General features: G+C 64.8%; 25 protein-coding genes and 1 tRNA gene. 11 read left to right on the top strand and 15 right to left on the bottom strand.

Features of this window, described 5'->3' with window-relative positions; genetic code table 11:
* The first annotated feature begins 19 nt into the window (after positions 1-19).
* On the top strand, positions 20-385 hold the full coding sequence (locus tag CAY53_RS11810) for a hypothetical protein (RefSeq protein ID WP_104937269.1): 366 nt from the start codon (positions 20-22) through the stop codon (positions 383-385).
* A 47-nt stretch (positions 386-432) separates the two neighbouring features.
* On the opposite strand, the gene CAY53_RS11805 is transcribed toward CAY53_RS11810, so the two are convergent.
* The 12 genes from CAY53_RS11805 to CAY53_RS11750 all read right to left on the bottom strand — a co-directional run bounded on the left by CAY53_RS11805 (position 433) and on the right by CAY53_RS11750 (position 12,748).
* A complete protein-coding gene (locus CAY53_RS11805; protein ID WP_181040298.1) occupies positions 433-1,323 on the bottom strand; it encodes a polyketide synthase dehydratase domain-containing protein in 891 nt (296 codons plus the stop codon).
* 2 nt (positions 1,324-1,325) lie between these two features.
* Entirely contained in the window at positions 1,326-1,808 is a 483-nt protein-coding gene (locus tag CAY53_RS11800; protein WP_104937267.1) for an acyl-CoA thioesterase, read from the bottom strand.
* The gene (locus CAY53_RS11795; protein WP_104937266.1) at positions 1,808-3,073 is read right to left on the bottom strand and encodes a beta-ketoacyl-[acyl-carrier-protein] synthase family protein; all 1,266 of its coding nucleotides are present in this window, start codon (positions 3,071-3,073) and stop codon (positions 1,808-1,810) included. The genes CAY53_RS11800 and CAY53_RS11795 overlap by 1 nt, the downstream gene beginning before the upstream one ends.
* Positions 3,074-3,082: 9 nt before the next feature.
* A complete protein-coding gene (locus CAY53_RS11790; protein WP_104937265.1) occupies positions 3,083-4,333 on the bottom strand; it encodes a beta-ketoacyl-[acyl-carrier-protein] synthase family protein in 1,251 nt (416 codons plus the stop codon).
* A 3-nt stretch (positions 4,334-4,336) separates the two neighbouring features.
* Positions 4,337-5,335 carry a radical SAM protein gene (locus CAY53_RS11785; protein ID WP_104937264.1) on the bottom strand — a complete coding sequence of 333 codons (999 nt, stop codon included), beginning with the start codon at positions 5,333-5,335 and terminating at the stop codon, positions 4,337-4,339.
* Positions 5,336-5,339: 4 nt separating this feature from the next.
* Complete coding sequence (locus tag CAY53_RS11780) at positions 5,340-6,386, bottom strand: radical SAM protein (RefSeq protein ID WP_104937263.1); 1,047 nt, start codon at positions 6,384-6,386, stop codon at positions 5,340-5,342.
* Positions 6,383-7,006 (bottom strand): ApeI family dehydratase, encoded by a 624-nt coding sequence (locus CAY53_RS11775; protein WP_104937262.1) that lies wholly within the window; start codon positions 7,004-7,006, stop codon positions 6,383-6,385. Before CAY53_RS11775 ends, CAY53_RS11780 begins: the two co-directional genes overlap by 4 nt.
* 257 nt (positions 7,007-7,263) lie before the next feature.
* Complete coding sequence (locus tag CAY53_RS11770) at positions 7,264-7,701, bottom strand: DUF4276 family protein (protein ID WP_219842676.1); 438 nt, start codon at positions 7,699-7,701, stop codon at positions 7,264-7,266.
* The gene (locus CAY53_RS11765; protein ID WP_104937261.1) at positions 7,698-8,888 is read right to left on the bottom strand and encodes an AAA family ATPase; all 1,191 of its coding nucleotides are present in this window, start codon (positions 8,886-8,888) and stop codon (positions 7,698-7,700) included. The genes CAY53_RS11770 and CAY53_RS11765 overlap by 4 nt, the downstream gene beginning before the upstream one ends.
* Positions 8,889-8,979: 91 nt before the next feature.
* Positions 8,980-10,326 carry a B12-binding domain-containing radical SAM protein gene (locus CAY53_RS11760; RefSeq protein WP_104937260.1) on the bottom strand — a complete coding sequence of 449 codons (1,347 nt, stop codon included), beginning with the start codon at positions 10,324-10,326 and terminating at the stop codon, positions 8,980-8,982.
* Positions 10,323-12,467: a beta-ketoacyl synthase N-terminal-like domain-containing protein gene (locus CAY53_RS11755; protein WP_219842675.1), complete on the bottom strand. Its 2,145-nt coding sequence runs from the start codon at positions 12,465-12,467 to the stop codon at positions 10,323-10,325. The genes CAY53_RS11760 and CAY53_RS11755 overlap by 4 nt, the downstream gene beginning before the upstream one ends.
* Positions 12,468-12,478: 11 nt before the next feature.
* Positions 12,479-12,748, bottom strand: coding sequence for a phosphopantetheine-binding protein (locus CAY53_RS11750; RefSeq protein ID WP_146106516.1), 270 nt, complete (start codon positions 12,746-12,748; stop codon positions 12,479-12,481).
* A 42-nt stretch (positions 12,749-12,790) separates the two neighbouring features.
* On the opposite strand from CAY53_RS11750, the gene CAY53_RS11745 reads away from it, so the two are divergent.
* Genes CAY53_RS11745 through CAY53_RS11700 form a run of 10 tightly spaced genes read left to right on the top strand, consistent with a single transcriptional unit; the run spans position 12,791 to position 21,721 of the window.
* The gene (locus CAY53_RS11745; RefSeq protein ID WP_104937258.1) at positions 12,791-13,396 is read left to right on the top strand and encodes a hotdog family protein; all 606 of its coding nucleotides are present in this window, start codon (positions 12,791-12,793) and stop codon (positions 13,394-13,396) included.
* On the top strand, positions 13,397-14,131 hold the full coding sequence (gene fabG, locus CAY53_RS11740) for a 3-oxoacyl-ACP reductase FabG (RefSeq protein ID WP_104937257.1): 735 nt from the start codon (positions 13,397-13,399) through the stop codon (positions 14,129-14,131).
* On the top strand, positions 14,128-14,730 hold the full coding sequence (locus tag CAY53_RS11735) for an outer membrane lipoprotein carrier protein LolA (RefSeq protein WP_104937256.1): 603 nt from the start codon (positions 14,128-14,130) through the stop codon (positions 14,728-14,730). The genes fabG and CAY53_RS11735 overlap by 4 nt, the downstream gene beginning before the upstream one ends.
* On the top strand, positions 14,727-15,398 hold the full coding sequence (locus tag CAY53_RS11730; RefSeq protein ID WP_104937255.1) for a hypothetical protein: 672 nt from the start codon (positions 14,727-14,729) through the stop codon (positions 15,396-15,398). Before CAY53_RS11735 ends, CAY53_RS11730 begins: the two co-directional genes overlap by 4 nt.
* Before the next feature lies 1 nt (position 15,399).
* Entirely contained in the window at positions 15,400-16,662 is a 1,263-nt protein-coding gene (locus tag CAY53_RS11725; protein ID WP_104937254.1) for a B12-binding domain-containing radical SAM protein, read from the top strand.
* Positions 16,659-18,023 carry a class I adenylate-forming enzyme family protein gene (locus tag CAY53_RS11720; protein ID WP_104937253.1) on the top strand — a complete coding sequence of 455 codons (1,365 nt, stop codon included), beginning with the start codon at positions 16,659-16,661 and terminating at the stop codon, positions 18,021-18,023. The genes CAY53_RS11725 and CAY53_RS11720 overlap by 4 nt, the downstream gene beginning before the upstream one ends.
* Positions 18,020-19,699, top strand: a complete 1,680-nt coding sequence (locus CAY53_RS11715) for a DegV family protein (RefSeq protein WP_104937252.1) — start codon at positions 18,020-18,022, stop codon at positions 19,697-19,699. Before CAY53_RS11720 ends, CAY53_RS11715 begins: the two co-directional genes overlap by 4 nt.
* Positions 19,699-20,415: a glycosyltransferase family 2 protein gene (locus CAY53_RS11710; RefSeq protein WP_104937251.1), complete on the top strand. Its 717-nt coding sequence runs from the start codon at positions 19,699-19,701 to the stop codon at positions 20,413-20,415. The genes CAY53_RS11715 and CAY53_RS11710 overlap by 1 nt, the downstream gene beginning before the upstream one ends.
* Positions 20,412-21,341: a lysophospholipid acyltransferase family protein gene (locus CAY53_RS11705; RefSeq protein WP_104937250.1), complete on the top strand. Its 930-nt coding sequence runs from the start codon at positions 20,412-20,414 to the stop codon at positions 21,339-21,341. Before CAY53_RS11710 ends, CAY53_RS11705 begins: the two co-directional genes overlap by 4 nt.
* An 8-nt stretch (positions 21,342-21,349) precedes the next feature.
* Entirely contained in the window at positions 21,350-21,721 is a 372-nt protein-coding gene (locus CAY53_RS11700) for an ankyrin repeat domain-containing protein (RefSeq protein ID WP_104937249.1), read from the top strand.
* Positions 21,722-21,799: 78 nt separating this feature from the next.
* On the opposite strand, the gene CAY53_RS11695 is transcribed toward CAY53_RS11700, so the two are convergent.
* From CAY53_RS11695 to CAY53_RS13265, 3 genes are all read right to left on the bottom strand, one after another.
* Positions 21,800-21,876: transfer RNA gene (locus CAY53_RS11695), tRNA-Pro, on the bottom strand.
* Between the two features lie 165 nt (positions 21,877-22,041).
* On the bottom strand, positions 22,042-22,770 hold the full coding sequence (gene tatC / locus CAY53_RS11690) for a twin-arginine translocase subunit TatC (protein ID WP_104937248.1): 729 nt from the start codon (positions 22,768-22,770) through the stop codon (positions 22,042-22,044).
* A complete protein-coding gene (locus CAY53_RS13265) occupies positions 22,767-23,240 on the bottom strand; it encodes a twin-arginine translocase TatA/TatE family subunit (protein ID WP_219842674.1) in 474 nt (157 codons plus the stop codon). Before CAY53_RS13265 ends, tatC begins: the two co-directional genes overlap by 4 nt.
* Positions 23,241-23,363 lie beyond the last annotated feature (123 nt).

Genomic DNA, 23,363 nt, shown 5'->3' with positions numbered 1-23,363 from the left:
GTCAAATCAAGGAAACGTCATGAACCGCCCTGTCCATTGCCTCGTCGCCCGCCTCGCCGCCCGGCCCTATGTGCAGCGGGCGATTGCCGAACAGGCGGATTTGAGCGCCTTCAGAAAAAGGCCCACCCTGCGCATTCTTGGGGGGGTCTTGCTCATCCTCCTCAGCTTTCCCCTGGGCTGGCCCGCGGTGGCAGGCCTCTGCGCGCTGGCCTTCTATCTGGGCCTGCCCTGGCTGGCGGCGCTGGGGCCGGTGGTGTACGGCCTGTCGCACCTGGTCTTTCTGGCCGGCATGTACCTTTCCGGTGCGGAGTACACGGCCATCTTTCTGCGCTGGCTTACCCGCGTGAGCGTGGAAAGGCTGCTCAAATGGCAGGAACGCGGCTAGACGGCTCCCCCTGGGCTCCCTGCATAACGGCATAAAACGCACGGCATTCATGGCGAATCCTGCCGGTTAGGGGCGTCAGCCAGCCAGGCGGGCGGCCGGATGGCACCGCCGCTCAGGTCCCGCATCTCAAGCCCCCTGATCTCTTCGGCAAGTTCGCCGCTTTGGAAAAGCCAAAGGTCGTAGAACAGCGCCTCTGCCGTGCGCCCTGTCTGCCGCGCCCGTACCTGCACATCCGCTCCGATCCGGAGGGGCCGGCAGATCCGGCGCCTGCCAAGGGCAACCGGAAAGGGCACAAAGTCCGCAAGCTGCTGGCCGTGGACGCAGGCCGCGTGCATGGCCCCGTCCAGCGGCAGGGGCGTGCCCAGCCAGTCGGCGCCGGGCAGCTCCGGGGCGGGCAGGGCCTGCAGCCGGCCAAGAGCCTCCCTGCCGGCCAGCAGCAAATCGCCCTGCAAACTGTGGAAGGCCGGGCCGAAAGGCACCAGTTCCCGGTAGATGCGTTCCGCGGGAATGCGCCGTGCATCTGCCGCCAGGGTGCCATCCGGGCATGGGGGCGGCGGTCCGGCCGTCGTTCCCGTGCCGTTGATTTTCAGCTCAGCCACCCGAAGCAGCCGGGTCATGGCCTTGAGCGGCTTCCGCCAGAACAGGGTCAGAACCGTGGCGGTCGCAGGACAGGCTGCCAGCCCGGCCCCTTCGGCCGGAACAGGCTCCGGCTCTGCCGTGACCTGAAAGTCCAGCCTGCGCGCGGCCCTGTCCACGGCAATCAGGTGCGGAAAACGGGCCCCGCTCACAACCAGCGGCAGCCTCGGGCCGTCCTTGTCCTGCATCCCGGCATAGGCGGCCAGGAGCACCCGCATGCTTTCCACCGCCGGGAAAACGGTACGGCCGGCAAAGCGGTGATCGTGCAGCCACGGACTCAGGGGATAGGAAAAGGCCAGCACGTTCAGACCGGAAAACCCTGCCAGAGGGCAATGGTTTTGGCGTCGATTTCCACGGGAATGCCCCTGCTGTTGGTGGCGCAGTGCAGGGTAAAACCGGTGCAGATGATTTCGCCGTCAGCGGCCCGGGTAATCAGATAGTCGAACTGCGCCTTGACCAGCTCCAGCCTGGCGGGCCGGGTGTGGATATGGAAGAGGTCGTCGTAGTAGAGCGGCGTGTAGTAGTTCAGCTCGGTCCTGATGATGGGATAGATGTAGCCGCTTTCCTCGATCTGCCGGTAGGTGTACTGCGCCTGCCGCATCAGTTCGGCGCGGCCGATTTCGAAATAGCGCAGATAGTTGGCGTGATAGACCACCTGCGAGCGGTCGGTGTCCACGTAGAGCGCCCGGCCTGTCGAGCGGTGCCAGACCAAAGAGGTGGCCGCGTCGCGTACATAGCAGGAGTCCAGGCCGGGGATGGTTTCGGGACGAAAAGGTTTGGGCCGCATCAGAGACCTCGCAGGACAAGACAGCAGTTGGTGCCGCCAAAGCCAAAGGCATTGGAAAGCACATGCTCGCAGTGCTGGCGGCGCGCCTGATTCGCGACCAAGTCCAGATCCGCCAGCTCCGGGTCGGGAATATGATTGATCGTGGGCAGCATCAGGCCCTGCTGCATGGATTCTATGGCCAGCGCCGCCTCGATGGCCGCCGCCGCGCCCAGACTGTGGCCGATCTGCGACTTGGCGGCCGTTATGGGCACCTGGGGCAGATGGGGGCCAAAGACCGCACGCAGGCACTGGGCCTCGGTGCTGTCGCCAGCCTTGGTGGAGGTGCCGTGGGCGCTCACGCAGCCGATGTCTTCCGGCCTGAGCCCGGCATCGGCGATGGCGGCCTGCATGCAGGCGACCACGGTGTCCGCCCTGGGCCGCGTAATGTGGTGGGCGTCGGAGTTCCAGCCCAGGCCCGCGATTTCGGCCCTGGCCCTGAGGCCGCGCTCCCGCACGCAGTCCTCGGCGGCGAGCAGCAAAACCCCTGCGCCTTCGGCGAGCACAAAGCCCTTCCGGTCCAGGCTGAAGGGGCGGCTGGCCTGGCCGGGGTCGTTATAGGCCCGGTCCCTTTCGCCCACCTTGATCGTGGCCAGCATGTTGGTAAAGCCCAGAATGATTTCAGGGATCAGACAGCTCTCCACGCCGCCTGCCAGGGCAAAGTCCGCATCTCCGCCCTGAATCATGCGGGCGGCCAGCGCAATGGCGTGATTGCCCGTGGCGCAGGCCCCCTCCGGCGCGATGATCGGCCCGGTGAAGCCCAGGCTCATGCCCGCCTTGCCGGCCGGCACATTGGCACAGAGATTGGGCAGGAGGTAGGGACTCACCTTGAGCGGCCCCAGCTTCGTGTAATTGTCCATGGCAATGCGGTAGGCGTCGGAGCCGTTCAGGGCCGAGCCGATCAGGCAGGCGGTGCGCGGGCCGCTGCCGGCATCCATCTCGAGCCCGGCATCGGCAAGCGCCTGCCGGCACATCTCCACGGTCAGGAAGATGTAGCCCGCGTTCCAGACCAGGGCCTCCTTGGCGCTCACGCCGGGGAGGGCTGCCGGGTCCCAGTCCGGGATTTCGCCGACCACATTGCTTCTCGTCTCCACCACGCAGCGGCTGAGCCGCCGGAAACCGGCCTCGCCGGCCAGGGCCCGTCGCCAGGTCGTGGCAAAATCCCTGCCCAGGGCAGTCGCCGCCGCATAGCCGACTACAAAAACCCGTCTGTTTTGTGGTGGACGCATCTTCCTTCCTCACCGGCATTGCCGGAAAATGGCGCAGGCGTTGCAGCCGCCGAAGCCAAAGGCGTTTTTCATCACGAATTCCTGGCTGATCGCCCGCGCGCCCTGGGCCACGCAGTCCAGTTCCATCTCCGGATCGGGCCGGTAGTTGATGGTGGGCGGCACCCGGGCCTCAAGCATGCCGTGCAGGGCAAAAACCGTTTCCACCGCGCTGCCTGCGCCCATGGCATGACCAAAGAGCGACTTGTTGGCGCAGAGCGGCGGCAGATGCCGGCCGAAGACAGCGCGCAGCGCCGTGTACTCGGCCAGATCGCCTGCCTTGGTGGCGGTGGCATGGGCGTTGACCACATCGATCCGCTCCGGGGGCACGGCCGCGTCGGCGAGCGCGCCTCTGATGCACTGCTCGATGGTGGGCGCATGGGGCAGAACCGGATGGTGCGCGTCTGAACTCATGCCCCAGCCGGCCAGCTCGGCCAGGCCTCCGAGGCCGTGGGCCCGGGCAAAGTCGCGGCTGCACAGAATCAGCGCCCCTGCGCCTTCCGAGAGCACAAAGCCCCGGCGATGCAGGGCAAAGGGCCGGCTGGCCGCTTCGGGCGCTCCGTTTTCCGCCTCGTCCTTGGGGTGGAAAATGCCGTTCATGGTGTGGAAGCCGGCCGTAATCGGCGCGACCACGGCACAGTCCACGGCCCCGCAGATGGCCAGATCCGCGCGCTGCAACGCGATCAGCATCGCGCCGGTCAGGAGCGAGCTCAGGCCGGTCGCGCAGGCGGTGATGGTGGACATGATCGGCCCGGTGGCGCCGGTATGCATGGCCACCTTGCCGCTCACCATGTTGATGCAGGAATTGGGATTGGCATAGGGATGCGGCAGTCTGCCCGCAGCCTGCAGGTTGCGGTCGGCCACAAGCACGGCGTCCAGCCCGCCCACCGCGGAACTGAAGGTCACGGCCACCCGGGGCCCGAGCCGGGCGTCGATCTCGATGCCGCTTTTTTCCAGGGCGCGGGTCACCACCAGCAGCGCATACCTGAAGACCGGCGAAGACCACATGGCCTGCTGCCGGGGGCTCAAAAAGGGGTAGTCCAGATGCCCGGTGTCCGGCAGTTGCCCGGCAATGCGCACCGGAAAATCCGGGCCGGCATCGAAGCGGGTCAGCGGGCCGATGCCGCTCTTGCCGGCAAGGGCCGCCTGCCACTGGTCTTCCAGCTCGAGGCCCAGAGGCGTTACGCAGTCATAGCCGACAATCAGCGGCCCCCGGCCCTGCATGGCTCACCAGGGGATGAATTGGTAGAGCTTGGCGAACATCTCATAGACCTCGATCCAGTTCTGCAGGTCCTGGGTCGTGTTCATGTGCGCCCGCTTGTTCACCATGATCCAGCTCATGTGGGCAGCCCCGTCCTTGCAGGTGGAGCAGTCCCGGGTTTCCGAGGTGCAGCAGCGGTGGGTGGTTTTCAGATCCGAGGCCCAGCGCACGAAGTTGATGAGCCTTTTGGGCCGGGGCTCCCGCTGGTCGGCAAAAATGGTGACCGAGGGGCACTCCAGCCAGCCGAAGGGCCGGCCCAGCATGCGGCCCGAGGTGATGACCTCGTGGTAATATTTGCAGGACACCACGGTCTCCGGATAGCTGTCCAGCATGGCGTCCATCTCGGCGCGCACCGCCGTCAACTCTTCAGGCGTCCAGGAAAAGCCGTCCACGCCCTCGTCGTTGGACAGCAGCTGCATGTGCACCTTCAGGCCCACATCCCGGATCTTGCGGACGATTTTATCGCACTTGCCGAGTTGTTTCGGGGTGATGGTGAAGAGGTAATAGGCGTGGGGATCGCCCGCATAGTTGGCGCTGGAGACTTTGAACACGTCCCGGCCGCGCAGAATGGTCTCGTCCGCCTCGTCGCCCCAGAGCGAGAGCCCCACCATCATGTCCGGAAAGCGGTCCCGGGGCACCTTGATCAGCCCGTTGGTGGCACAGAAGGTGGGCAGCCTTTTATAAAAGGCCTCGATACGGTCCAGGCAGAGGGTCGGCTCGCCGCCAATCAGGATGGCCAGATTGACGCCCCTGGCCATCTCCGCATCGACAAAGCCGTGCCACCTGGCAATGTCCTTTTCCTCGTGCGCCGCGTTCTGCTCGCCGGAGGAAAAGAAGAAGCAGCCCTTGCAGCGCAGGTTGCAGCGGTCGGTGACATCGTAGATGGAGCTGCGGATATTCAGCCTGGAGATACGCCGGTAGCGCTCGTACCAGGCGGCGTCCAGCAGGGAACTGACGGTTTTCATGGGATCAATCCTTTGCCGGCACCGCGGTGCCGGCTCTGCCCAGATTCGGGCCTTTCTCGTAGCCGTGCACCCAGACCGCGAGGTAGCTGTCCACGTAGTCCAGCCAGGCGACGAAGCTTTCGCGGTCGTTCGCATGGCGGTACATGCGGGCGGTGACCACGGCGCTGCCCGCCGCATAGTGACGGCAGTCGGCGCAGTCGGTGTCCGGCACGCAGCAGGCCGCGGCCCGATCCCAGTTCAGATCGGTCCGGTACTGGCGGAAAGTCCGGCCCAGGCCCACGGCGGTGGACGGATTCCGGCGCGGATAGGGGCAGGAGAAGAGAGCGTCCAGCCCCAGCGCGTTGGTATGCACGGTGATGTTGTAGGGCGAGTAGAGCACGGTTTCCGGATAGCGGTTCAGGAGGGCCGCCATCATTTCGGCCGTGGCCTTCAGGCTCTCCGGCGTATGCCTGAGCCGGCCGCTGTAGCCCAGGGGCGCGGAGAACATGTTGAAGCTCATCTTCTGCCCCGCCTTGGCCAGGATGCCGGCCACCGTGTCCGCCTCTTCGATGTTGTAGGGCGTGAAGGTGTAGATGAAGATGGCGCGCGGGTCCTCCCGGTAGTTCTCCAACTGCCGCGCCAGCATGTCGGCCGCCCCCCGCACCGCCAGGCTCGTCTCGTCCGTGCCCCACACGGACACGTGGATGCGGTAGGCGATATCCCCGGGAATCGGCTTCAGCCCATTGGTGGCGATTGCGCCCAGAGGAATGTGTTCGGAGCAGACCCGGCAGAGCTCCGGCACGAGCGAAGGTTCAGCCCCGGCCAGGACGGCAAAGGTGATGCCCCGGGCCTTTTCCGCGGCCATCAGCTCCCGCCAGGCCGCGGGATCCCGGTTCTCCGCCGCCAGATGCTTTTCGCCTTCGAAGTAGTAGCAGCCGTCGCAATGGATGTTGCAACGCTTTGTCATGTCGTAGGTGGATTCCCGCAGGAAAAAGTAACGGCGCACCTTTTCCCAGCGGGGACGGATCTGCGGGTCGGCCAGAATGTCGCCGAACTTGCAGGCAGCGCTCATGCCCCGGCCCGCTTCTGATCGATATAGTCCGCGATGATCCGGAGCGTGGTCAGTTTGGGGTAGTCGTCCTCGTCGATGCGGATGCCGAACTCGTCGCGGATAACCAGCGCGATGGTGGCCAGATCCATGCTGTCGATGCCCACCTCGTCCACCAGATCCAGGTCCGGATCAAAGCTGTCTGGCGTCACGTCCTCAAGTTTCAGCTCGTTAATCACAATTTCCGCGACCCGGCGGGTCGTGGGACTTTGCTCGCTCATGTTGCCATCCTGTTGTTTGTCGGCCAGAACCAGCGTGCCGCCCGACACTTCCTGTCCGTTCTCCGTAATATGGCAGATATACCGATCCGCTCCGTCCGGGCGGGCGCTGAGCTCAAGCTCCGCACCCGGCAAAACCTGCTGCCTGAACTTGAAGCGGCTGGCCTGCCGCAGACAAAGCGGCCGGCCGCTGGCCTGGGCCAGCATCTGCACCAAAAGATTCAACTGCGCCACAGCCGGCAGCACCGGAGCATCCGGAAAATGGCCGGCAAACCAGGGCGAATCCCCGGGCACCGTGGCCTTTGCCGTGATTTCTCCGGACTCGGCCCGCATGGGCGCAGCCATTGCATACCACAATTTTTTCATCGCTGTCCACGAAAATTGCCCATACTGTCAGGTCCTGGCAGGAGTATTTCTCATCGTCATTGGCAGACAGTCCCGGTTTACAGAGAACGAGTCCCTCTTTGCGGCGGCAGCGTGCGCTCAAGGCTCGTCTGATAGCAGCATAAGTTTTTCTATGCCCCGAATGAGTGCATTGAAACTGGCGGAACGGTTCGAACCATCCAGACTGAGGTGCTCGGCAATTATCCTTGACCCCGCTATTTTCTGGTACCTTTGACCGGTCAACTGTCTGAGTTCGTCCGCGGCGTTGGCAAGTTTGTCCGGATTTCTGTATTTTTTCTTGCGCTGTCGGTTGGCAAGCCCCGCATGCCAAGCCTGCTTTTTTCCACGGCTTCAAGGTCGCCAAGATAGAAACTTTCCAGCTCATGGCAGGCAATACGAATCAGCGTTTTGTCCTGTTTGCCCGTTGCTCTGACCAGATCCTGCAGACGTGCCTTGACGTCTCGGCAATCCGCCCTGTCCTGATCGCGCATTACCAAAAATACAGAGTCCGGTTTTTGCCACTGACAAATTTTCCTTTTCAGTTGATCTTCCAGATCCTTCTTGCCCTCAAATGGCAGCACCTGGAAAGCAGCCCTTTCCGGCAAAAGCTTTGGCAGTATCCGCTCCAGCATCGCTTTGGCCGACCGTTCCTCCACCAGACAAACAAGGGTTTTCATCTGGGATCCACCTTGCCCATCAGCCCCTGTTTCCAGAGAGAGCCCATCTGGTCGCCATCGGCCATGTAGGCGGCAATCTGCTGGTCATCCCTGGCGCGTTTGACCACAGTAAATCCGTTCTCCTTTTCCAGCCAAAAAACCTCATCCAGCTCCACCGCATTCAAAAAATCCGGCGAATGGGTGGACACAAAGACCTGGCCACCGCGCTGGGCGTAGTCCCGGAATTCCTCGGCCAGTTCATGCAGAAGCGTGGGGTAGAGCTGGTTTTCCGGCTCTTCAATGCACAGGAACTGATGCGGTGCCGGATCGTGCAGGAGCACCAGATAGGCAAACATTTTCATGGTGCCGTCAGAGACATAGCGATCAATAAAGGGATCTCTGAAGTCTCCGTTCCGAAATTTCAGCAAAAGCCGGCCATCTTCGGTATCTTTTGTTTCAATGCCGGAAACGCCTGGTACGCGCCTCTGCATCTTGCGGACGATTGCAGCAAAAATCTCAGAATGATGTTCGTGAATATTCTTGGCCACTGCCTGCAGATTGTCACCCGTTTCCGAGAGATGTTCGGCATACATGGCTGCGTCCTTGAGTCCACGCGACGCCTCCACATGGAAATTGGACACATGCCAGTTTTCAATAAAGGCCCGAAGCTCGTTTGCTGCCTTGAATTTCTCAAACTGCCCCAGCCCCTTCAACGCAAGAATTTCACTGGAACCCAAGTCTTGTGTCTCTCGATTCAATTTTTCATCAGTCTTGCTGAAGTCCTCTTCGTTGGTGACCGCAGAACCCTTACCTTTGGAAAATCTAAAAAAATAATAAGGCGAACCGGAAGAGCCACGCTTGTAACGCAGGAACTCCTCTACCACGCAGACCTTGCCTTGTTCCCGGCCGATCTCCAGGTGATACGTCACCAGACGTTTGCGTTTGGTTATCTCCGTGCGGTACTGAATCTCAATACAAATGTTTCTTTCATGCTCTCCACGGGAAACGACCTCGCGAAAATCGCCCCTCTGCCGTAGGGCCTTGCCCACATTGCTTTCCAGGCAATCCTTGAGAAAGGAAAAGACATCAAAAAGCGTGCTTTTCCCTGCCCCGTTTGCGCCCACAAATACGCAAAGGGCCGGCAGGTCTTTGATGGTCATCTCCTTGAAAGTCTTGAAGTTTTCCAGATGGATTTTTTCAAGTTTCATCTTCACCCCCTCTGTCCAGTTATGAAAAGTCCAACTTATAAGACACTCCATTTTTTTGTTGCAGGGGGGACTTGATTATACCTGACTTGCCTCACCTTGCCAAATACTCCCAGAGCGGCCCGACCATGCCTTTGGCATGCATCCGGGCCACCAGGGCCGCCACCTGATCGACGCCCGCACCCACCAGCCAGTTCAGGCGGCCCCGTGCCTGGCGCACAACCAGGGCTTCCATCTCATCCCGGGTGATGGCGCTGTTTTTGTAAAACACCGGCTGCCTCAGATCGGTGTCTGCCGTGATTTGCCCGCGCTGGATCGCCATTTCGCAGATTTCCGTGCCCGGATAGATGCGGATGCCGATAAAAAAGAAAAAAGCCGCGCCTGTCAGCTCTTCGATCGCAGTCAGGCTTTCCTGCACCGTGGCCGCGTTTTCTCCGGGCCCGCCCAAAAGAAAATAGTGGGCCACATGCAGGCCCGCTGCCCGGGCTGCCCGGTGCGCCGCAAAAACATCGGCCGGCTGAAAGGGCTTGCGGTAGTTCCTGAGGATGGCGCCGCTCATCGACTCGGTGCCGAATTCCACGTGCTTGCAGCCGGCTTCGGCCATGAGGGCGAAGTAGCCGCTTTCGGGCGCAAGCGGCGCAAAGAACGCACCCCAGGGAATCCGCAGTCCGCTTGCCCTGAAGGCCCTGGCCACGGCCCTGCTGTGACCCGGGTGGGAATTGAAGGCCGAGTCGGTGATGAAGATGTAACGCGCTCCGGCCGCTTCCAGTTCGAGCGCTGTCTGCGCCACGCTTTCCGGGGGGATGAGCCGGTGGCTGCGGCCCTCGATGTGCGGGTAGGGGCAGTAGACGCAGCGAAAGGAGCAGCCGCGCTTGGTTTGCAGATTCAGCATGCCGCCATGCTGCTGCGCGTAAAAGGCAACCTGCGGCAGCGGGGCCATGCGGCGCTGCCGCAGACCCGGCCACGGCGGCGGGATCCGCACCGGGCCGTTGGGCCGCAGCACGCCCGGCAGGGCTGCGGGGTCGTCGCCGCAGGCCAGGGCCTCCACCAGGAGGCCAAAGCGTTCGCCCTCGCCGATGATGCCGAAATCCGCTTCCAGGGCCGCAAGCACGGCCTCGGGCATGATGGTGAAGCCGCTGCCGCCGCACACGATCACCGCCTGGCAGCGCGCCCGCAGCCACAGGACCAGCTCGTGCAACTGCTCCAGAAAATATTTGGGCGCTCCGGCCTCGGTGTTGTCGATATTGCGGCAGGCCAGCCCAATGACTTCGGGAGAGAAATCCGCGATCAGCCGGGCCAGCTCGTCCAGGGAAGCGCAGTTCAGATCAAAGCGCGCCAGCTCGTGTTCAGGGCCGATGGAACCGGCCACGTAGTCCAGCCCCAGGGGATAGACCGGATAGGGCACGGTCAGCGTGTTGGGCGAGATGAGCAGAACCCTCATGGCCGGGCAAATTCCATGGCGCTCAGCGTGTGACCCAAACCCACGAGGAGTGCCGACCTGCCGGCAAGCGGCAGGTTTTGCGCGCTGCCGGTGGTCAGCGCCGGCGCATGACCACGGTGGAGAAAGGCCACGGCCAGGGCCGCTGCCAGCGCGGCAGCGGAGGCGAAGCGGCCCAGATGCTCCCGGAATGCCCAGACCGGGACGATTGGCAGCAGCGCCTTCAGTTCGGCAAGCTGGGCCTCTGCCGCCATGTCCGGCGTGTCGGCCAGAATCAGGCCCACGCGGTTCTGCACCGCCGCAGCGCCGCCCAGATCCGCCAGCAAAGCGGGCAGGGCGCTGCTGTCGCCATACAGTTCGCAGTGGCGCAGCAGGGCCAGCGCGTCATCCCCCGCATGCCCCAGCCAGAGCGCGCCGCCGCCTTCTGCGCCCGCCTTGCTGTCGATTCCGGCATCCAGCATGGGCGACCACTGCGCATGATACTCGTCCGCACCGGCCAGCAGGGCCCAGCCCTCATGCCGGCCGGCCAGCAGGGTGGCCGCAAAGGCGGCCTCGGCAAAGGAGCGGCTGCCGCCGCTCGTGGTTATATTGGGGCCCCTGGCGCCCAGAAGCAGGGCAATCTGGCTGGCCGGCGCGTTGTGCACCGAGCCGACAAAGTCCGTAGGGCTTGCAAACTGCTGCTGGCTGGCCTGGAGCTTGCCCAGGAAATCCGCGGTTTCCGACAGGGCGCCCCAGCCGGTGCCGAAAAAGACCGCGGCCTCCTGCGTCCGGGCGGCGGCAGGCCGGGCAGCCAGACTCAGGGCCAGACCCAGCCGGGCCAGTCGTTTCAGGCGGCGAATCTGCCGGGGCGGCAAATTCATAAAGGCGCTCTTTTCATCCACCAGCCCGGCGCAGCCCCGGCCGCTGTCCAGGCGGGCCAGACTCGCGTTCAGGTCGCCCGCGCCGGAGAGGCAGGCCACGGCCCTGATGGTCAGCGGCAGACCGGGACGGTCTGCCGGACGGGGCGGGAAGGCCTCCGGAGCTGTCAGCACCAGGGCGCCGTTGTTGCCGCCAAAGCCAAAGGCATTGACAAGCGCCGCGCGCAGCCTCCGGGGCTCGGCTCCGATTTGCGGGACGAAAGCCAGTTCGGGGTCTGCCTCGGCAAAGCCGGTATTTGCCGGCACAAAACCGTGCTGCAGGGCCAGGGCGCCGACAGCGGCCGAGAGGGCGCCGGCTGCGGCCAGACTGTGGCCACACGCGCCCTTGATGGAGGCAAGCGGCGGTCCCTGGACCAGGGGGCCCAGGAGACGGTGCAGGGCCCGGGCCTCGGCCCGGTCATTGTCCACGGTTGCGGTGCCGTGCAGGCTGATATAATCGATGGCTTCCGGCTGCAGGCCGGCGTCGTCCAGGGCGTCCTGCATGGCGGCCAGTGCGCCTTCGCCTTCCGGATGGGGCCTGGTCTCGTGAAAGGCGTCGCAGGACAGGCCTGCGCCTGCCAGCTCGGCCAGGCTCCTGCCTTCCCGGCCGCTGGTCAGCAGCAGAAAGGCCGCGCCCTCGGCCACGGCCATGCCGCCGCGGCGCCGGTCGAAAGGCTTGGGCCTGTCCGCGTCCACCAGCTGCAGGGCATGAAAGCCAAAATAGGTGAGCCGGCAGAGGCTGTCCACGCCGCCCGCCAGCACGCGCCTGGCCCGGCCGCTTCTCAAAAGACGCAGGGCCAGGGCCAGGGCCAGGGCCCCCGAGGAGCAGGCCGTGGACACCGTGAGCGCCGGCCCCCTGCATCCGGCCAGTTCGGCCACCGCGGCGGTCACCGTGTGCAGGCTGTGATACGGATTCGCCCCGGGCCGTGCTTCGTGGGCGGCCAGAAACCGCTCGGTTGTCAGCATGCCGCCGGTGGTGGTGCCCAGCACCACGGCATCCGGAGCCGGGCCGCTGCCGGCCAGCGCCTGCCTGGCCGCATGCAGGGCCAGTTGGTGGCAGCGCGGCAGCGGGTTTGCGGCGTCGTCCGGAAAATCCGCCTCGCCGACGGGCAGGCTGGCGCCCCGCGCCAGGGGAAAGAGCCTGACCCGGCCCAGATGGGGCCGGCCCGCGCGCAGGGCCGCTTCGCTCGCCCTGGGGCCATCGCCCAGCGCGCTGATCAGGCCCAGGCCGATCACGCGGACTCGCATGCCGCTGCCGCTCAAGGCAGGTCCGCCACCCTGTGCCGGCGGATGTAGTCGGCCAGTTGCCTCAGGCTGGCAAAGACCTGCTGCCCCATTTCCTGGTTGTTGATGGTCACGCCGTAGTCCTTTTCCACCATGACCACCATCTCCAGAACATCGATGGAGTCAATGCCCAAATCGCCGCCTACCAGCCGGGCGTCCGGGTCGAAATCTTCCGGCTGCACATCCTGCAAATTCAACAGGGCAATCAGTTTGCCCTTCAGTTCTTCCATCAGCTCGTCTTCCATGACTTCCTTCCGTGGTTCCGCAGAAATTCCCTGTCCGGCCGCGTGCTTGCAGCGACCCGGCTTTTGTACACCAAAAGCGGTCGCCTTGTCACGCTCCGCGGGAAAAAGGGGCGTTACTTTTCGGCAGGCATGGAGTATATAGGCATCGGTACGAATTTTTGGCCATTTGATCCCGTTCACCACAGCATGTCCGAAACCGGCTCCCATATCCCGAATCTGACCGAATTGCCGCTGGAGGCGCTGTTGCCCCAGCGCCGTCCCATGCTGCTGCTGGATCGGGTGCTGCGGGGCGATGCCCTCAGTGCGGCCACGGAAAGCGTGGTGCAGCCCACCTGGCCGCTGGCAGGCGAAGCCGGCGTGGAGGCGCTGCTGCTCATCGAAATCGCGGCCCAGACCGCGGGTGTGTGCTGCAGTTGGCAGCGCATCCGGGCCAAGGGCCTGGATTCGACCCAGACCGGCTGGATCGTGGCCATCAAGAAGAGCCGGCTTGTCGCCTCTGTCCTGCCTTTTGGCACGCGCATCCGGGCGGAGGCCCGGAAGACGATCAATTACGGCGGATTTCAGGAAGTGGCAGCCACCCTTTTTGCCGGAGGGGCAAGGGTGGCTGAGGTCCTTTTGCAGCTCTATCAGCCGCAGGAAGCAGGATAAATGCAGGAAGAAACGAAGAAAATCGCCCTGGTCAGCGGGGCCTCGGGCGGCATCGGCCGGGCCGTCAGTGTGGCCCTGGCCGCTGGCGGCGCCTTTGTGGGCATCAACTACAACAAGAGCCGCGCCCGTGCCGAAGAGACGCTTCAGGCGGTTGCAGCGGCCGGCGGCAGCGGTGCGCTCTACCCCTTTGACGTGCGCGACGCCGAAGCCTCCGCCGCAGCCGTTGCCGATCTCGTCGACCGGCACGGCCGGCTCGACATTCTGGTCAACAATGCGGGCCTGATTGCGGATGGGCTCTTCATGACCATGTCCTCCGACAACTGGCACCGGGTCATTGCCACCACCCTGGACGGCTTTTATAACCTGACCCGGCCCGCCATCGAGCAGATGGCCCGGCAGAAGTCGGGTTCCGTGGTGTCGATTTCCTCGGCCGCCGCGCTGGTGCCCAATCGCGGCCAGAGCAACTATGCCGCGGCCAAGGCCGGGCTGAACGCGGCCAGCCGCTCGCTGGCCGCCGAGGTGGCGCGGCTGGGCATCCGCGTCAACGTGGTCGCGCCCGGGCTCATTGCAACCGACATGATCCAGAACGCGCCCAAGGAACACATCAAACAGCTCATTCCCATGGCCCGCATAGGCCAGCCGGAAGAGGTGGCCGCCGTGGTGGCCTTCCTCTGCTCCGAGGCCGCTTCCTACATGACCGGGCAGGTGCTTTCCGTGAATGGGGGCATGATATGAAGGCAGCGCTTTTCCCGCTGCTCTTCCTGCTGGGCATCGTGGGCGCGGCTCCGCTTGGCGCGGCCCAGGCCCCGCAGGAAGCGCCGAAAGTCTCGCTGCGCTCGGTACAGGCGAATTTTTTTCAGGAAAAACACCTGAAGATTCTGGCCCAGCCGATCTCGGCCCGCGGCGTTTTTGCCTTCCAGGCCCCGCGCTCCCTCAGGTGGGAATACCTCTATCCCCTGCACACCCTGCTCTTGGTGCACGGCAGCGACATCAGAAAGCTGGTGGACCACGATGGCAAGCTGGTCGAAGAGAAAGGCGCCTCCCTGGATGCGATGAATCTGGCCCTGGAGGAAATCACCAACTGGCTGGCCGGCCGTTTCACCGAGAACCCGGCCTTCAGCGCCGAATTTCCTGACCGGAAACGCATCATCCTGCGGCCCCGGGAAAAGGGCCTGGCCGCGATTATCAGCAGTATCGAGCTGCACCTTTCCGGCAGCGAGGGGCTGCTCGACTCCGTGATTATCAACGAGGGCCAGGACGCCTACACCAAAATCACCTTTTCGGACGCCGTGCTGAACCGTCAGCTCGACGAACATCTGTTCACCAGACCATGAAGCGTCTTGTGCTGCTGTCCTGCCTGCTCGTGCTGGCCGCCTGCGCCCGGGAGCCCCGGCGCCCGCCGGCGCTCGCGCCTCTGCAGCCTGTTTCCGCGCCGCTCACCTGCAATGATTTTTTCCCCCAGGGCGACTGGCAGTATGTGCACGCCATCCGTTTCCGATTGGCCAGCGGCATTGGCGGCGGTTCGGTCATCGGCATCGTGATTCTGCACGGCCAGAGCATTCAGTCCGCCCTGACCACGGTGGAAGGCCTGACCCTCTTTGAGGCCCGGGCCGACAGCAGGGGAGGGATCCAGGTCGTGCGGGCGCTGCCGCCCTTTGACAGCCCGCACTTTGCCGAAAACCTGCTGAAAGACATCCGGCTCCTGTTCATTCCGCCCCTGGGTATCGTGAAGCAGGGCCAGCTGGCCGACAGGGCCCGGGTCTGCCGCTACGAAACGGCCAATGGGGGAACCGCCGACCTCATGGAAACCCGGGACGGCTGCTGGCGGCTGCACACCTACAATCCCGACCCTTCCCGCAACCGCTCGGTGCGCGCCTACTCCTGCGAATACACGAGCGAGTCCGGCCTCATGCCCTCGCAGTTGGAGCTGATCGCGCCGGGCAGCAGCGGCTACACCCTGAATCTGCGGCTCATCTCCGCCCAGCGCCTGGATCGGCAATAGCATGCGTTTCACCCTGATTTACCCCAAGTGGCACAAACTGGGCCGCCAGACCGAATTCCACCTGCCGCCGCACGGCCCGGTGGTCTTTGCCGCAGCCCTGCCCGACTATGTGGATGTCACCTTTATCGACGAGAATCTGGAGGCCATCGACTTTGACGCGGCCACGGATTTTGTGGGCATCAGCATGATGCTGACCGTGCAGGTGCAGCGGGGCTGGGCCATTGCCGACGAGTACCGGAAGCGCGGGGTCAGGGTCATGTTCGGCGGCATTGCCACCATGCTGCACGCGGAAGAGTGCATGGCGCACGGCACGGTTTTTCTGGGCGAGGCCGAGGGCCGCATGGAAGAGGTGCTGGCCGATTTCAGAAAAGGCGCGCTCAAGCCGGTGTACAACCATCTCGACCAGCAGCCTGACATCGCCCTCGTGGGCACGGCCCGGCGCGACCTTTTGAAGCGTGACCTCTACAATTACCGCGGCGTGCAGATGGTGGATCTGGTGCACGCCTCCCGCGGCTGCCGCTTTCACTGCTATCCCTGCGCCGTGGCCTATCTGGGCGGCCGCAGATTCCGGCCCCGGCCCATTGACAAGGCCATTGCCGAAATGGCGGCCATCGACAACAACAGGCTCTTCATCGTGGACAATTCCCTGGCGCAGAGCACGGAATGGGAACTGGATCTGTTCCGCGAGATGATTCCGCTCAAGAAAAAGTGGTGCTCCCACCCGATCGAGGACAAGCCCGAGGTGCTGGATCTGGCGGCGCGGGCCGGGGCCTGGTACGTGTATCAGGCGGTCTTCGACACCTCGGACTACATCAGGGAGCGGATCAGGCGCTACCACGACCATGGCATCGGCGTGGAGGGCACGATTCTTCTGGGTCTGGACAACCACGACGAGGATTTCATCAAGCGGCTGATCGATTTTCTTCTGGAAATCGATCTTGATCTGGCTGAATTCACGGTACTCACGCCTTTTCCACACACCAGGGCCTTTGACGAACTGCACCGGCAGGGGCGCATTCTGACCTATGACTGGAGTCGCTACACGGCAGACCAGGTGGTGTATCAGCCGAAGCACATGAGCGCGGAGCGCCTGCAGGAGCTGCTGGATTACGCCTGGACCAGCTTTTACGCCGACGAGCCGCAGAACATGAAGATGGCCAGGCTCTTTGCCCGCGTGGTTCAGAAGGAAATGGCCGATCATACCTTCCGGCCCAGGAGCCGGAGACTGCGCGACCAGCATTTCGGCAGAGGGGAGACGGCATGAGTGGGACTGGGGGAGAGCGGTGCCGCGCCCTGCTGGCCGGGCCGGCCGATGCTGCGCGGCCCTTTCTGCAGGGCGGCATGAGCCATGGCGACTTGCACCGGCTGGCTGCCCGGCTGCATGCGCATTTTCAGGCCCGGCGCGGAGAACACAAGGGGCTGTGTCTGGCCAGCGAGGACCGGGCCCTGTGCGCGGCCGCCATTCTGGCGGCCTTGGCGGGCGGGCCGACCCTGCTTTTGCCCTATGCCCTGTCCCTGCCCGCGCTTTCCAGTCTGCACGAGGCTGCCGGCTGCCGGCTTGCCCTGGCCGAAGCGGGCAGGCCTTTGCCCGCTGGCATGGAGCCGCTTGCCCTGGACAGCCTGCCCGCATCCGCCCCGCCGCTGCCCCAGAATCCGGCGCAGGGCAGCATACTGGGCCTGTTCACCGGCGGCAGCACCGGCTCGCCCCGGATCTGGAGCAAGACTGCGGAAAATCTTCTGGGCGAGGGCTTCTTCATTGCCGCGCACTACGGCATAGGGGCCGGTGACCGTATTCTGGCCACCGTGCCGGTCTGCCATATTTACGGCCTGCTCTACGGCGTGGTGCTGCCCCTGGTCAGCGGGGCCTCGGTCTGCGCCCACACGCCCGTCTTCCCCGAAGAAATGGCCAAGACCGTAGAGGAGACGGCCGCCACGGTTTTCATCAGCGTGCCGGCCCACTATCACGCCCTTGCGGCCAGCGACAAAAGACTGGCGCCCTGCGCGCTCCGCCTGGCCTTTTCCTCGGCCGGCATGCTGGATGAGCGCGACGCGCTGGCCTTTGCTCAGGCCAACCGGCTGGGCATCATCGAAGTCTTCGGCTCCACGGAAACCGGCGGTCTGGCCACCCGAAACCGCTTTCGCGGCGAAAGGGAATTCACCATGCTGCCGGGGCTGGACTGGCAGGCCGGGGCCGACGAGCGCCTCATGGTGCGTTCCGCCTTCCTCTCGCCCGAACTGCCCCGCGACGAGGCCGGCTGGTTTCACACCGCAGACCGCATTCAGCCCACCTCCGGGCCGCAGTTTAGGATGCTGGGCCGGGCGGACATGGTGGTCAAGGTGGGCGGCCAGCGTGTGGATATGGACGCTGTCAAGAGGCTGCTGCTGGCCCAGGCCGGGGTGCAGGACGCCTTTGTGGCGGCGCTGCCGGAAAGCGGCAGCCGGGAAAACCGCATTGTCGCGGCGGTTGCGGGTACGGCCTCGCCGGAGGCGCTGCGGCAGGCCCTGGCCCGCCGGCTCGAACCCTATGCGCTGCCCCGGCTCATCCGCGTGCTGGGGGCTCTGCCCATGCGGGCCAACGGCAAGTATGACCGCGAGGCCATGCTGGCCCTGTTTGCCGAAAGATGATTGCTCTGCGCCAGGCCTTTGCGGCTGCCTACGAACGCCTGGCGGCGCGGGCCGGACTCCTGGACCGCATCAATGTGTTTCCGGTGGCAGACGGTGACACCGGGGTGAATCTGCGTCTTTCCCTGGCTCCGCTGCACGATGCGACAAGTCCGGCCGCACTGTGCCGCAGTCTCCTGCAACAGGGCGCTACCGGCAATTCGGGCAATATCGCCGTGGCCTTTTTTCCGCCGCTTCTGGCGCTTGCAGAGGATGCCGGGCCGGAGGCGCTGCTTGCCGCCTGTGCTGCGGGCAGCCGGCTGGCCCGCGGGGCCGTGCTCGCGCCCCAGGACGGCACCATGCTGGATGTCATGTCCGGGCTTGCGGCCTGTAGTCCGGAACAGAGCATCCCCGATATTCTGGACAGGCTGGCAGGAGCGGTGCGCGCCACCGCCCACATGCTGCCGGCAATGCGGCAGGCAGGCGTGGTGGACGCGGGGGCGCTGGGCCTGTTCTGCTTCTTCGAGGGCTTTTTTGCAGCCTGGAGCGGAGACGAAGGGCTCCTGCAGGCGCCGGGCGCCCGCTTTCCCGGCCTGCTCAGGGCCAGACTGCCGGAGGCGGAGGCTGATCCGGCCTCCTGCATCAATCTGACTCTGCAGGGACAGGCGGATGCGGCCCTGCTGGCCACCCTGGGGGAAAGCGTGGTGGCCCGGCGGGACGGCGGGCTTCTGCATCTGCACCTGCACAGTCATGATCCGGAGGCCACCCGGGCCGCCCTGCAAAGCGTGGGCGAAATCACGGCCTGGCATGCGGAAAGCATGCAGGCCGCGACCCTGCCGCCTGAGGCGGGTTTCGTGCGCCTGCTCTGCGACGCCGCGGGGTCGCTGCCCCGGCCGCTGGCCAGGCAGGAAGGCATTGTACTTCTGGACAGCCACGTCATCTGCGGCGGCATCTCCAGACCGGAGACGCTCTGGGACCCGGCCGCCATCTATGCGGCCCTGCGTGCGGGGCAGCGCGTCAGCACGGCGCAGGCCTCGCAGAACGAGCGGCGGCAGCATTTTCAGAGCGCCCTGGAGCAGCCGGGGCCGGTCCTCTATCTTGCGGTTGGTTCGGTCTATACCGGCAACTTTGCGGCAGCCGCGGCCTTTCAGGCAGGGCAGGGCGGGCAGTCCTTTTTCGCCGTGGACAGCGGCGCGGCTTCCGGCCGCCTGGCGGTCATCGCCCTCATGGCGGCCCGGGCGGCGCGCCGGCTGGCGGACATGGAACTCCTGCTGGCATTTGTCCGGAAGCTGTGCGCAGTCTGCGAGGAATACGTGTGCATTGCCGATTTGCGCTATCTGGCCCGAAGTGGCCGCATCTCCAGGCTGAGCGGACTGGCCTCGGGTCTGCTTGGCATCAGGCCCGTTATCAGCCCGGAGGCCGAAGGCGTGCGCAGGCTGGCCCTGGCGCACAGTCAGGCCGCGCAGCGGGATTTCGTGCTGGCGCGTTTGCGGGCGCTCGCGAAGCAGGGCCGGCCGGAGCTGCTGCTGCTGGAGTACAGCGACAACGAAGCCTGGGTGCGCGAGGCAATGGCGCCGCAGATCCGGGCCATCCTGCCGGACAGCGAGCTGCAGGTGGCGCCGCTCTCGCTCAGCTCCGGCGTGCACATGGGGCCGGGCACCTGGGCGCTGGCCCTTTGTCCTAGGCTTGGTGATTGGTGATGCTGCGGGCAGCCCTGGTCATCCCGGCCTATAACCACGGTTCGCGGCTGGCCGCAGTGCTGGCCGACGCCCGGCAGCTCGGCTTGCCGCTTTTTGTGGTGGATGATGGCTCGACCGACCGGACGGCGGCCCTTTTGGCGGAACTCGCGTCGCAGCCGGAATACGCGGATCTCACCGTCCTGCGTCATGCGGAAAACCGGGGCAAGGGCGCGGCCCTGAAAACCGCTTTCAGCGCGGTACTGGCCGCGGGCTTTGACTGGGCGCTCTGCATGGATGCCGACGGCCAGCACAGGGCGGCGGACGGCAGCAGGCTTCTGGCAGCGGCCGCGGCCAGCAGCGTGCGGCCCCTGGTCATCGGCACGCGGAGCGGCATGGCGGGCGAGCATGTGCCCTGGACCAGCCGGGCGGGCCGCGGCTTTTCCAACTTCTGGGTCTGGGCCTGCGGCGGGCCCTGGCTTGCCGACACCCAGTCCGGCTTTCGGCTCTGTCCGCTGCCGGAAACGCTGGCCCTGGACGCGAGGTCCAGCCGCTACCAGTTTGAGGTGGAAGTGCTGGTTCGGGCGAACTGGGCGCGCCTGCCCCTGGTTGAAGCGCCGGTGAGCGTGGTCTATCAGCCAAAAGGCGAGCGTATCAGCCACTTCCGGCCCTGGCGCGATTTTTGCCGCAACAGCGCCGTGTTTGCCCGGCTCTTTTTCCTCAACCTCTGGCGGCGATGAACAGTCGCTTCTGGTACCGCCTGCTGGAAAGCTGCGCCCGCGTGACCGGGCCCTGGTTGCTGACTGCATTCGCCCGGCTGGTCGCGGTCGGCTATTTTTTCTTTTCGCCGCGCAAGGAGGCAGGCCTGCGTTTTTACGGCAGACTCTTTCCGGAGCGCTCCGCCGCAGGTCGGCAACTGGCTGTCTTCCTGCAATATCAGCGCTTTACCACCATTCACAGCGACCGTTTCCGGGCGCGCTGCCATAGCATCGACTTCACAACCGAAGGTCTGGAGCAACTGAAAGGCTGCCTGCAGGCCCGGGGCGCGGTGCTGTTGATGTCCCACCTGGGCAACTGGGAGATGGCCGCAAGGCTGCTGCCCCAGGCGCTGCCGGAGCTGAAGCTGCTGCTCTTCATGGGCGAGAAGCAGCGGGAGGGCGTGGAGGCGGCGCAGAAGGCGGCGCTCAGGGCCGATGGTGTGCGGGTGCTGGCGGCCGCGGCCGCAGACAACAACCCGGCCCTGGCAGTGGAAGGCATCCGCTTTCTGGAGTCCGGCGGCGTGGTGTCCATGCCGGGAGATGTGCTGCTGAAGCCCGAACAGCGGCATTTTACGGTGCGCTTTCTGGATGGCCGGGCCCGTATCCCGGCCGCGCCCTTTGTCATGGCCTGGCTCGCGGGCGCGCCGGTTTTCGCCTTTTTCGCCTTCCGCACTGGTCGGGGCAGCTACCACTTCACGCTGTCAGCGCCGCTCCTGGCGCCGGCCGGGCCGCAGGGCAAGAGGCAAAACCGCGCTCTCGCGCTGCAGGAGGCTGCGGAGCACTACGCTGCCCTGCTGGAGCAGGCCCTACGCAGCCATCCCGCCGACTGGTTCCACTTCGATCACTTTGTGGCAGACGACGGGGAAACATTGAGCGACCACGAAACACACGAACAGCACGAAAAGTGAGGAAGATCATGCCCATTCCGACTGCCCGGCCCCTTTTGCGCCGCCCATCCGGCTTCCTGGCGGCGTTTCTGCTCTGCCTCGGGCTGCTTGTGGCCCCCGCCGTCCAGGCTGCCATGCCGGATGCGGAATTTGTGCAACTGTGCGTGGAGGGCGACCTGGCCGCCGTCCGCAGGGCGCTTCAAGAAGGGGCGAACCCCAACGCCGCGAACAAGCACGGCGAAACCGCGCTGATGCAGGTGCTCGCCCCTATGTCGGTGGCTGCAGCCGTCGGGAAGTCTCCTGAGCCGGCTATCAAAGGAGCCTTCTGGATGCGGACTTTGCCGCAGGCCGAGGCGGAGAACTGCGGGTGGCGCACAGCCAGGCGCTATTGCAGGCCCTGAAGGGGCTGGCCTGTGCCGTGCGAAGGGTTAGCCAAAACAAAAAGGGCTTGCGGAAAACTCCGCAAGCCCCTGATTTTCTGGTCGGAACGAGAGGATTTGAACCTCCGACCCCCTGAACCCCATTCAGGTGCGCTACCAGTCTGCGCTACGTTCCGAAAAGCGCTGCATCCTGCCCCCGGCCAGGGCGCAGGAAACGGCGTCCAAAATGGCATACTTTCCGGATTTTTGCAACAAGAAAGCGCCACCACTTCGCGCTTCGCCACCCGTCGGGGGCGCTCCTGCAGCAGGATTTGGCCTGCAGCCGCCGCGTCGTTCAGATTTCAGGTTTTGGCCTTTTTACCGCCAAAGAGCCGGCAGGCCAGTATGCCGCATTCGTAGAGCAGGCACAGGGGGACGGCCAGCAGCACGGTGGCGGTCAGATCGCCGGCAGCCAGGAGAAAGGCCAGCACGGCGATGGCGCCGTAGAACCAGAGCCGCCGGGTGCTGAAATGGTCACGGCGGGTCAGGCTCGTGCGTACGGTCACCACCATGAGGAAGGGGATTTCAAAGGCCAGAGCAAAGGCCAGGGTCATACGGGCAATGAAGGTGAGGTACTGGCCCATCCTGAGCATGGGCATGAGCTCGGGCCCGGCATAGCTCATGAAGTAGCGGAGCATCTGCGGCAGGGCCACAAAAAAGGCAAAGGCCGCCCCGCCCACAAAGAGCAGCGTGGCCAGGGGCAGCACCTTGAGCACGAGGAGCCTTTCCCGTTTCAGCAGGGCCGGGGCCACAAAGAGCCAGATCTGGGCCAGGAGATAGGGAAAACTGACCATCAGCCCCACAATGAGCGCCAGCTTCAGGTAGCTGACCAATGCCTCGGGCAGGCTGGTGTAGACGAGCTGGCCCATCTCCGGAAAGACCTGCCGGATCGGCTGCATGCACCAGGCGGTGAGCGTGTCCTTGCAGACATAGGCAACGGTGCTGCAGAGGAGAACGGCAATCACCGTCTGCGCCAGCCGGCGGCGCATCTCGGCGTAGTGGGGCCGGAAGGCGGCGAATTCCCCGCTCATGCCTGCCTGGCTTTCGCCTTGTCCGGTTCATCTGCCGGAGGCTGCGCCGCTGCCTCTGCCACCAGCTCGGCGTCAATGACCAATTCCGGACTCGCGGCCCCTTTGCCGGCCTCTGCCTGCGCCTCCAGGATGGCCTCCGCATCGGCCTGGGCTTCCGGCTCGCCGGCCCTGGCCTCCGAATCCGATGCCGCCTGCTGCCGAGCCGCATTCTGCCAGGGCGGGGGCGGCGGATTTTCTTCCAGCAGGACCCGCTTCTGCAGCTCCGCCGCGGCGTTTTTCAGATTGTCCTTGACCTCGTTGACCGCCTGCTCTTCCTCGGCAAAGCTGCCTTTGACCTCGTTGACGGTGCGTTTCAGCTCGAAGAGCCCCTTGGCGAGCGAACGGGCCAGTTCGGGCAGTTTCTCCGGGCCGACGACAAGCAGGGCGACTGCGAAGATGACGATCATTTCCGGCAGGCCGATTCCAAACATGGCGGATACCTGGTGGGGTGAGGGAAGGGGAGCGCAACAGCCGTGTGAACGGCGGCAAAACTTACGGGATTTGCCCCATGCTGTCAAGACGGGCAGGATGCGGCTTCCAGCGCGGCATGTATC

The sequence above is a fragment of the Desulfobulbus oralis genome (assembly GCF_002952055.1).
Taxonomy (GTDB): Bacteria; Desulfobacterota; Desulfobulbia; order Desulfobulbales; family Desulfobulbaceae; genus Desulfobulbus; species Desulfobulbus oralis.
The sequence above is the reverse complement of the archived record's forward strand: the minus strand, read 5'-3'. Positions and strand labels throughout refer to the sequence as shown.

Bases quoted from the DNA above. Each gene is read 5' to 3' on its own strand.
- CAY53_RS11810 (WP_104937269.1), top strand. From the start codon at position 20: ATGAACCGCCCTGTCCATTGCCTCGTCGCCCGCCTCGCCGCCCGGCCC.
- CAY53_RS11800 (WP_104937267.1), bottom strand. From the start codon at position 1,808: ATGCGGCCCAAACCTTTTCGTCCCGAAACCATCCCCGGCCTGGACTCC.
- CAY53_RS11795 (WP_104937266.1), bottom strand. From the start codon at position 3,073: ATGCGTCCACCACAAAACAGACGGGTTTTTGTAGTCGGCTATGCGGCG.
- CAY53_RS11790 (WP_104937265.1), bottom strand. From the start codon at position 4,333: ATGCAGGGCCGGGGGCCGCTGATTGTCGGCTATGACTGCGTAACGCCT.
- CAY53_RS11785 (WP_104937264.1), bottom strand. From the start codon at position 5,335: ATGAAAACCGTCAGTTCCCTGCTGGACGCCGCCTGGTACGAGCGCTAC.
- CAY53_RS11780 (WP_104937263.1), bottom strand. From the start codon at position 6,386: ATGAGCGCTGCCTGCAAGTTCGGCGACATTCTGGCCGACCCGCAGATC.
- CAY53_RS11775 (WP_104937262.1), bottom strand. From the start codon at position 7,006: ATGAAAAAATTGTGGTATGCAATGGCTGCGCCCATGCGGGCCGAGTCC.
- CAY53_RS11770 (WP_219842676.1), bottom strand. From the start codon at position 7,701: ATGAAAACCCTTGTTTGTCTGGTGGAGGAACGGTCGGCCAAAGCGATG.
- CAY53_RS11765 (WP_104937261.1), bottom strand. From the start codon at position 8,888: ATGAAACTTGAAAAAATCCATCTGGAAAACTTCAAGACTTTCAAGGAG.
- CAY53_RS11760 (WP_104937260.1), bottom strand. From the start codon at position 10,326: ATGAGGGTTCTGCTCATCTCGCCCAACACGCTGACCGTGCCCTATCCG.
- CAY53_RS11755 (WP_219842675.1), bottom strand. From the start codon at position 12,467: ATGCGAGTCCGCGTGATCGGCCTGGGCCTGATCAGCGCGCTGGGCGAT.
- CAY53_RS11750 (WP_146106516.1), bottom strand. From the start codon at position 12,748: ATGGAAGACGAGCTGATGGAAGAACTGAAGGGCAAACTGATTGCCCTG.
- fabG (WP_104937257.1), top strand. From the start codon at position 13,397: ATGCAGGAAGAAACGAAGAAAATCGCCCTGGTCAGCGGGGCCTCGGGC.
- CAY53_RS11735 (WP_104937256.1), top strand. From the start codon at position 14,128: ATGAAGGCAGCGCTTTTCCCGCTGCTCTTCCTGCTGGGCATCGTGGGC.
- CAY53_RS11730 (WP_104937255.1), top strand. From the start codon at position 14,727: ATGAAGCGTCTTGTGCTGCTGTCCTGCCTGCTCGTGCTGGCCGCCTGC.
- CAY53_RS11725 (WP_104937254.1), top strand. From the start codon at position 15,400: ATGCGTTTCACCCTGATTTACCCCAAGTGGCACAAACTGGGCCGCCAG.
- CAY53_RS11720 (WP_104937253.1), top strand. From the start codon at position 16,659: ATGAGTGGGACTGGGGGAGAGCGGTGCCGCGCCCTGCTGGCCGGGCCG.
- CAY53_RS11715 (WP_104937252.1), top strand. From the start codon at position 18,020: ATGATTGCTCTGCGCCAGGCCTTTGCGGCTGCCTACGAACGCCTGGCG.
- CAY53_RS11710 (WP_104937251.1), top strand. From the start codon at position 19,699: ATGCTGCGGGCAGCCCTGGTCATCCCGGCCTATAACCACGGTTCGCGG.
- CAY53_RS11705 (WP_104937250.1), top strand. From the start codon at position 20,412: ATGAACAGTCGCTTCTGGTACCGCCTGCTGGAAAGCTGCGCCCGCGTG.
- CAY53_RS11700 (WP_104937249.1), top strand. From the start codon at position 21,350: ATGCCCATTCCGACTGCCCGGCCCCTTTTGCGCCGCCCATCCGGCTTC.
- tatC (WP_104937248.1), bottom strand. From the start codon at position 22,770: ATGAGCGGGGAATTCGCCGCCTTCCGGCCCCACTACGCCGAGATGCGC.
- CAY53_RS13265 (WP_219842674.1), bottom strand. From the start codon at position 23,240: ATGTTTGGAATCGGCCTGCCGGAAATGATCGTCATCTTCGCAGTCGCC.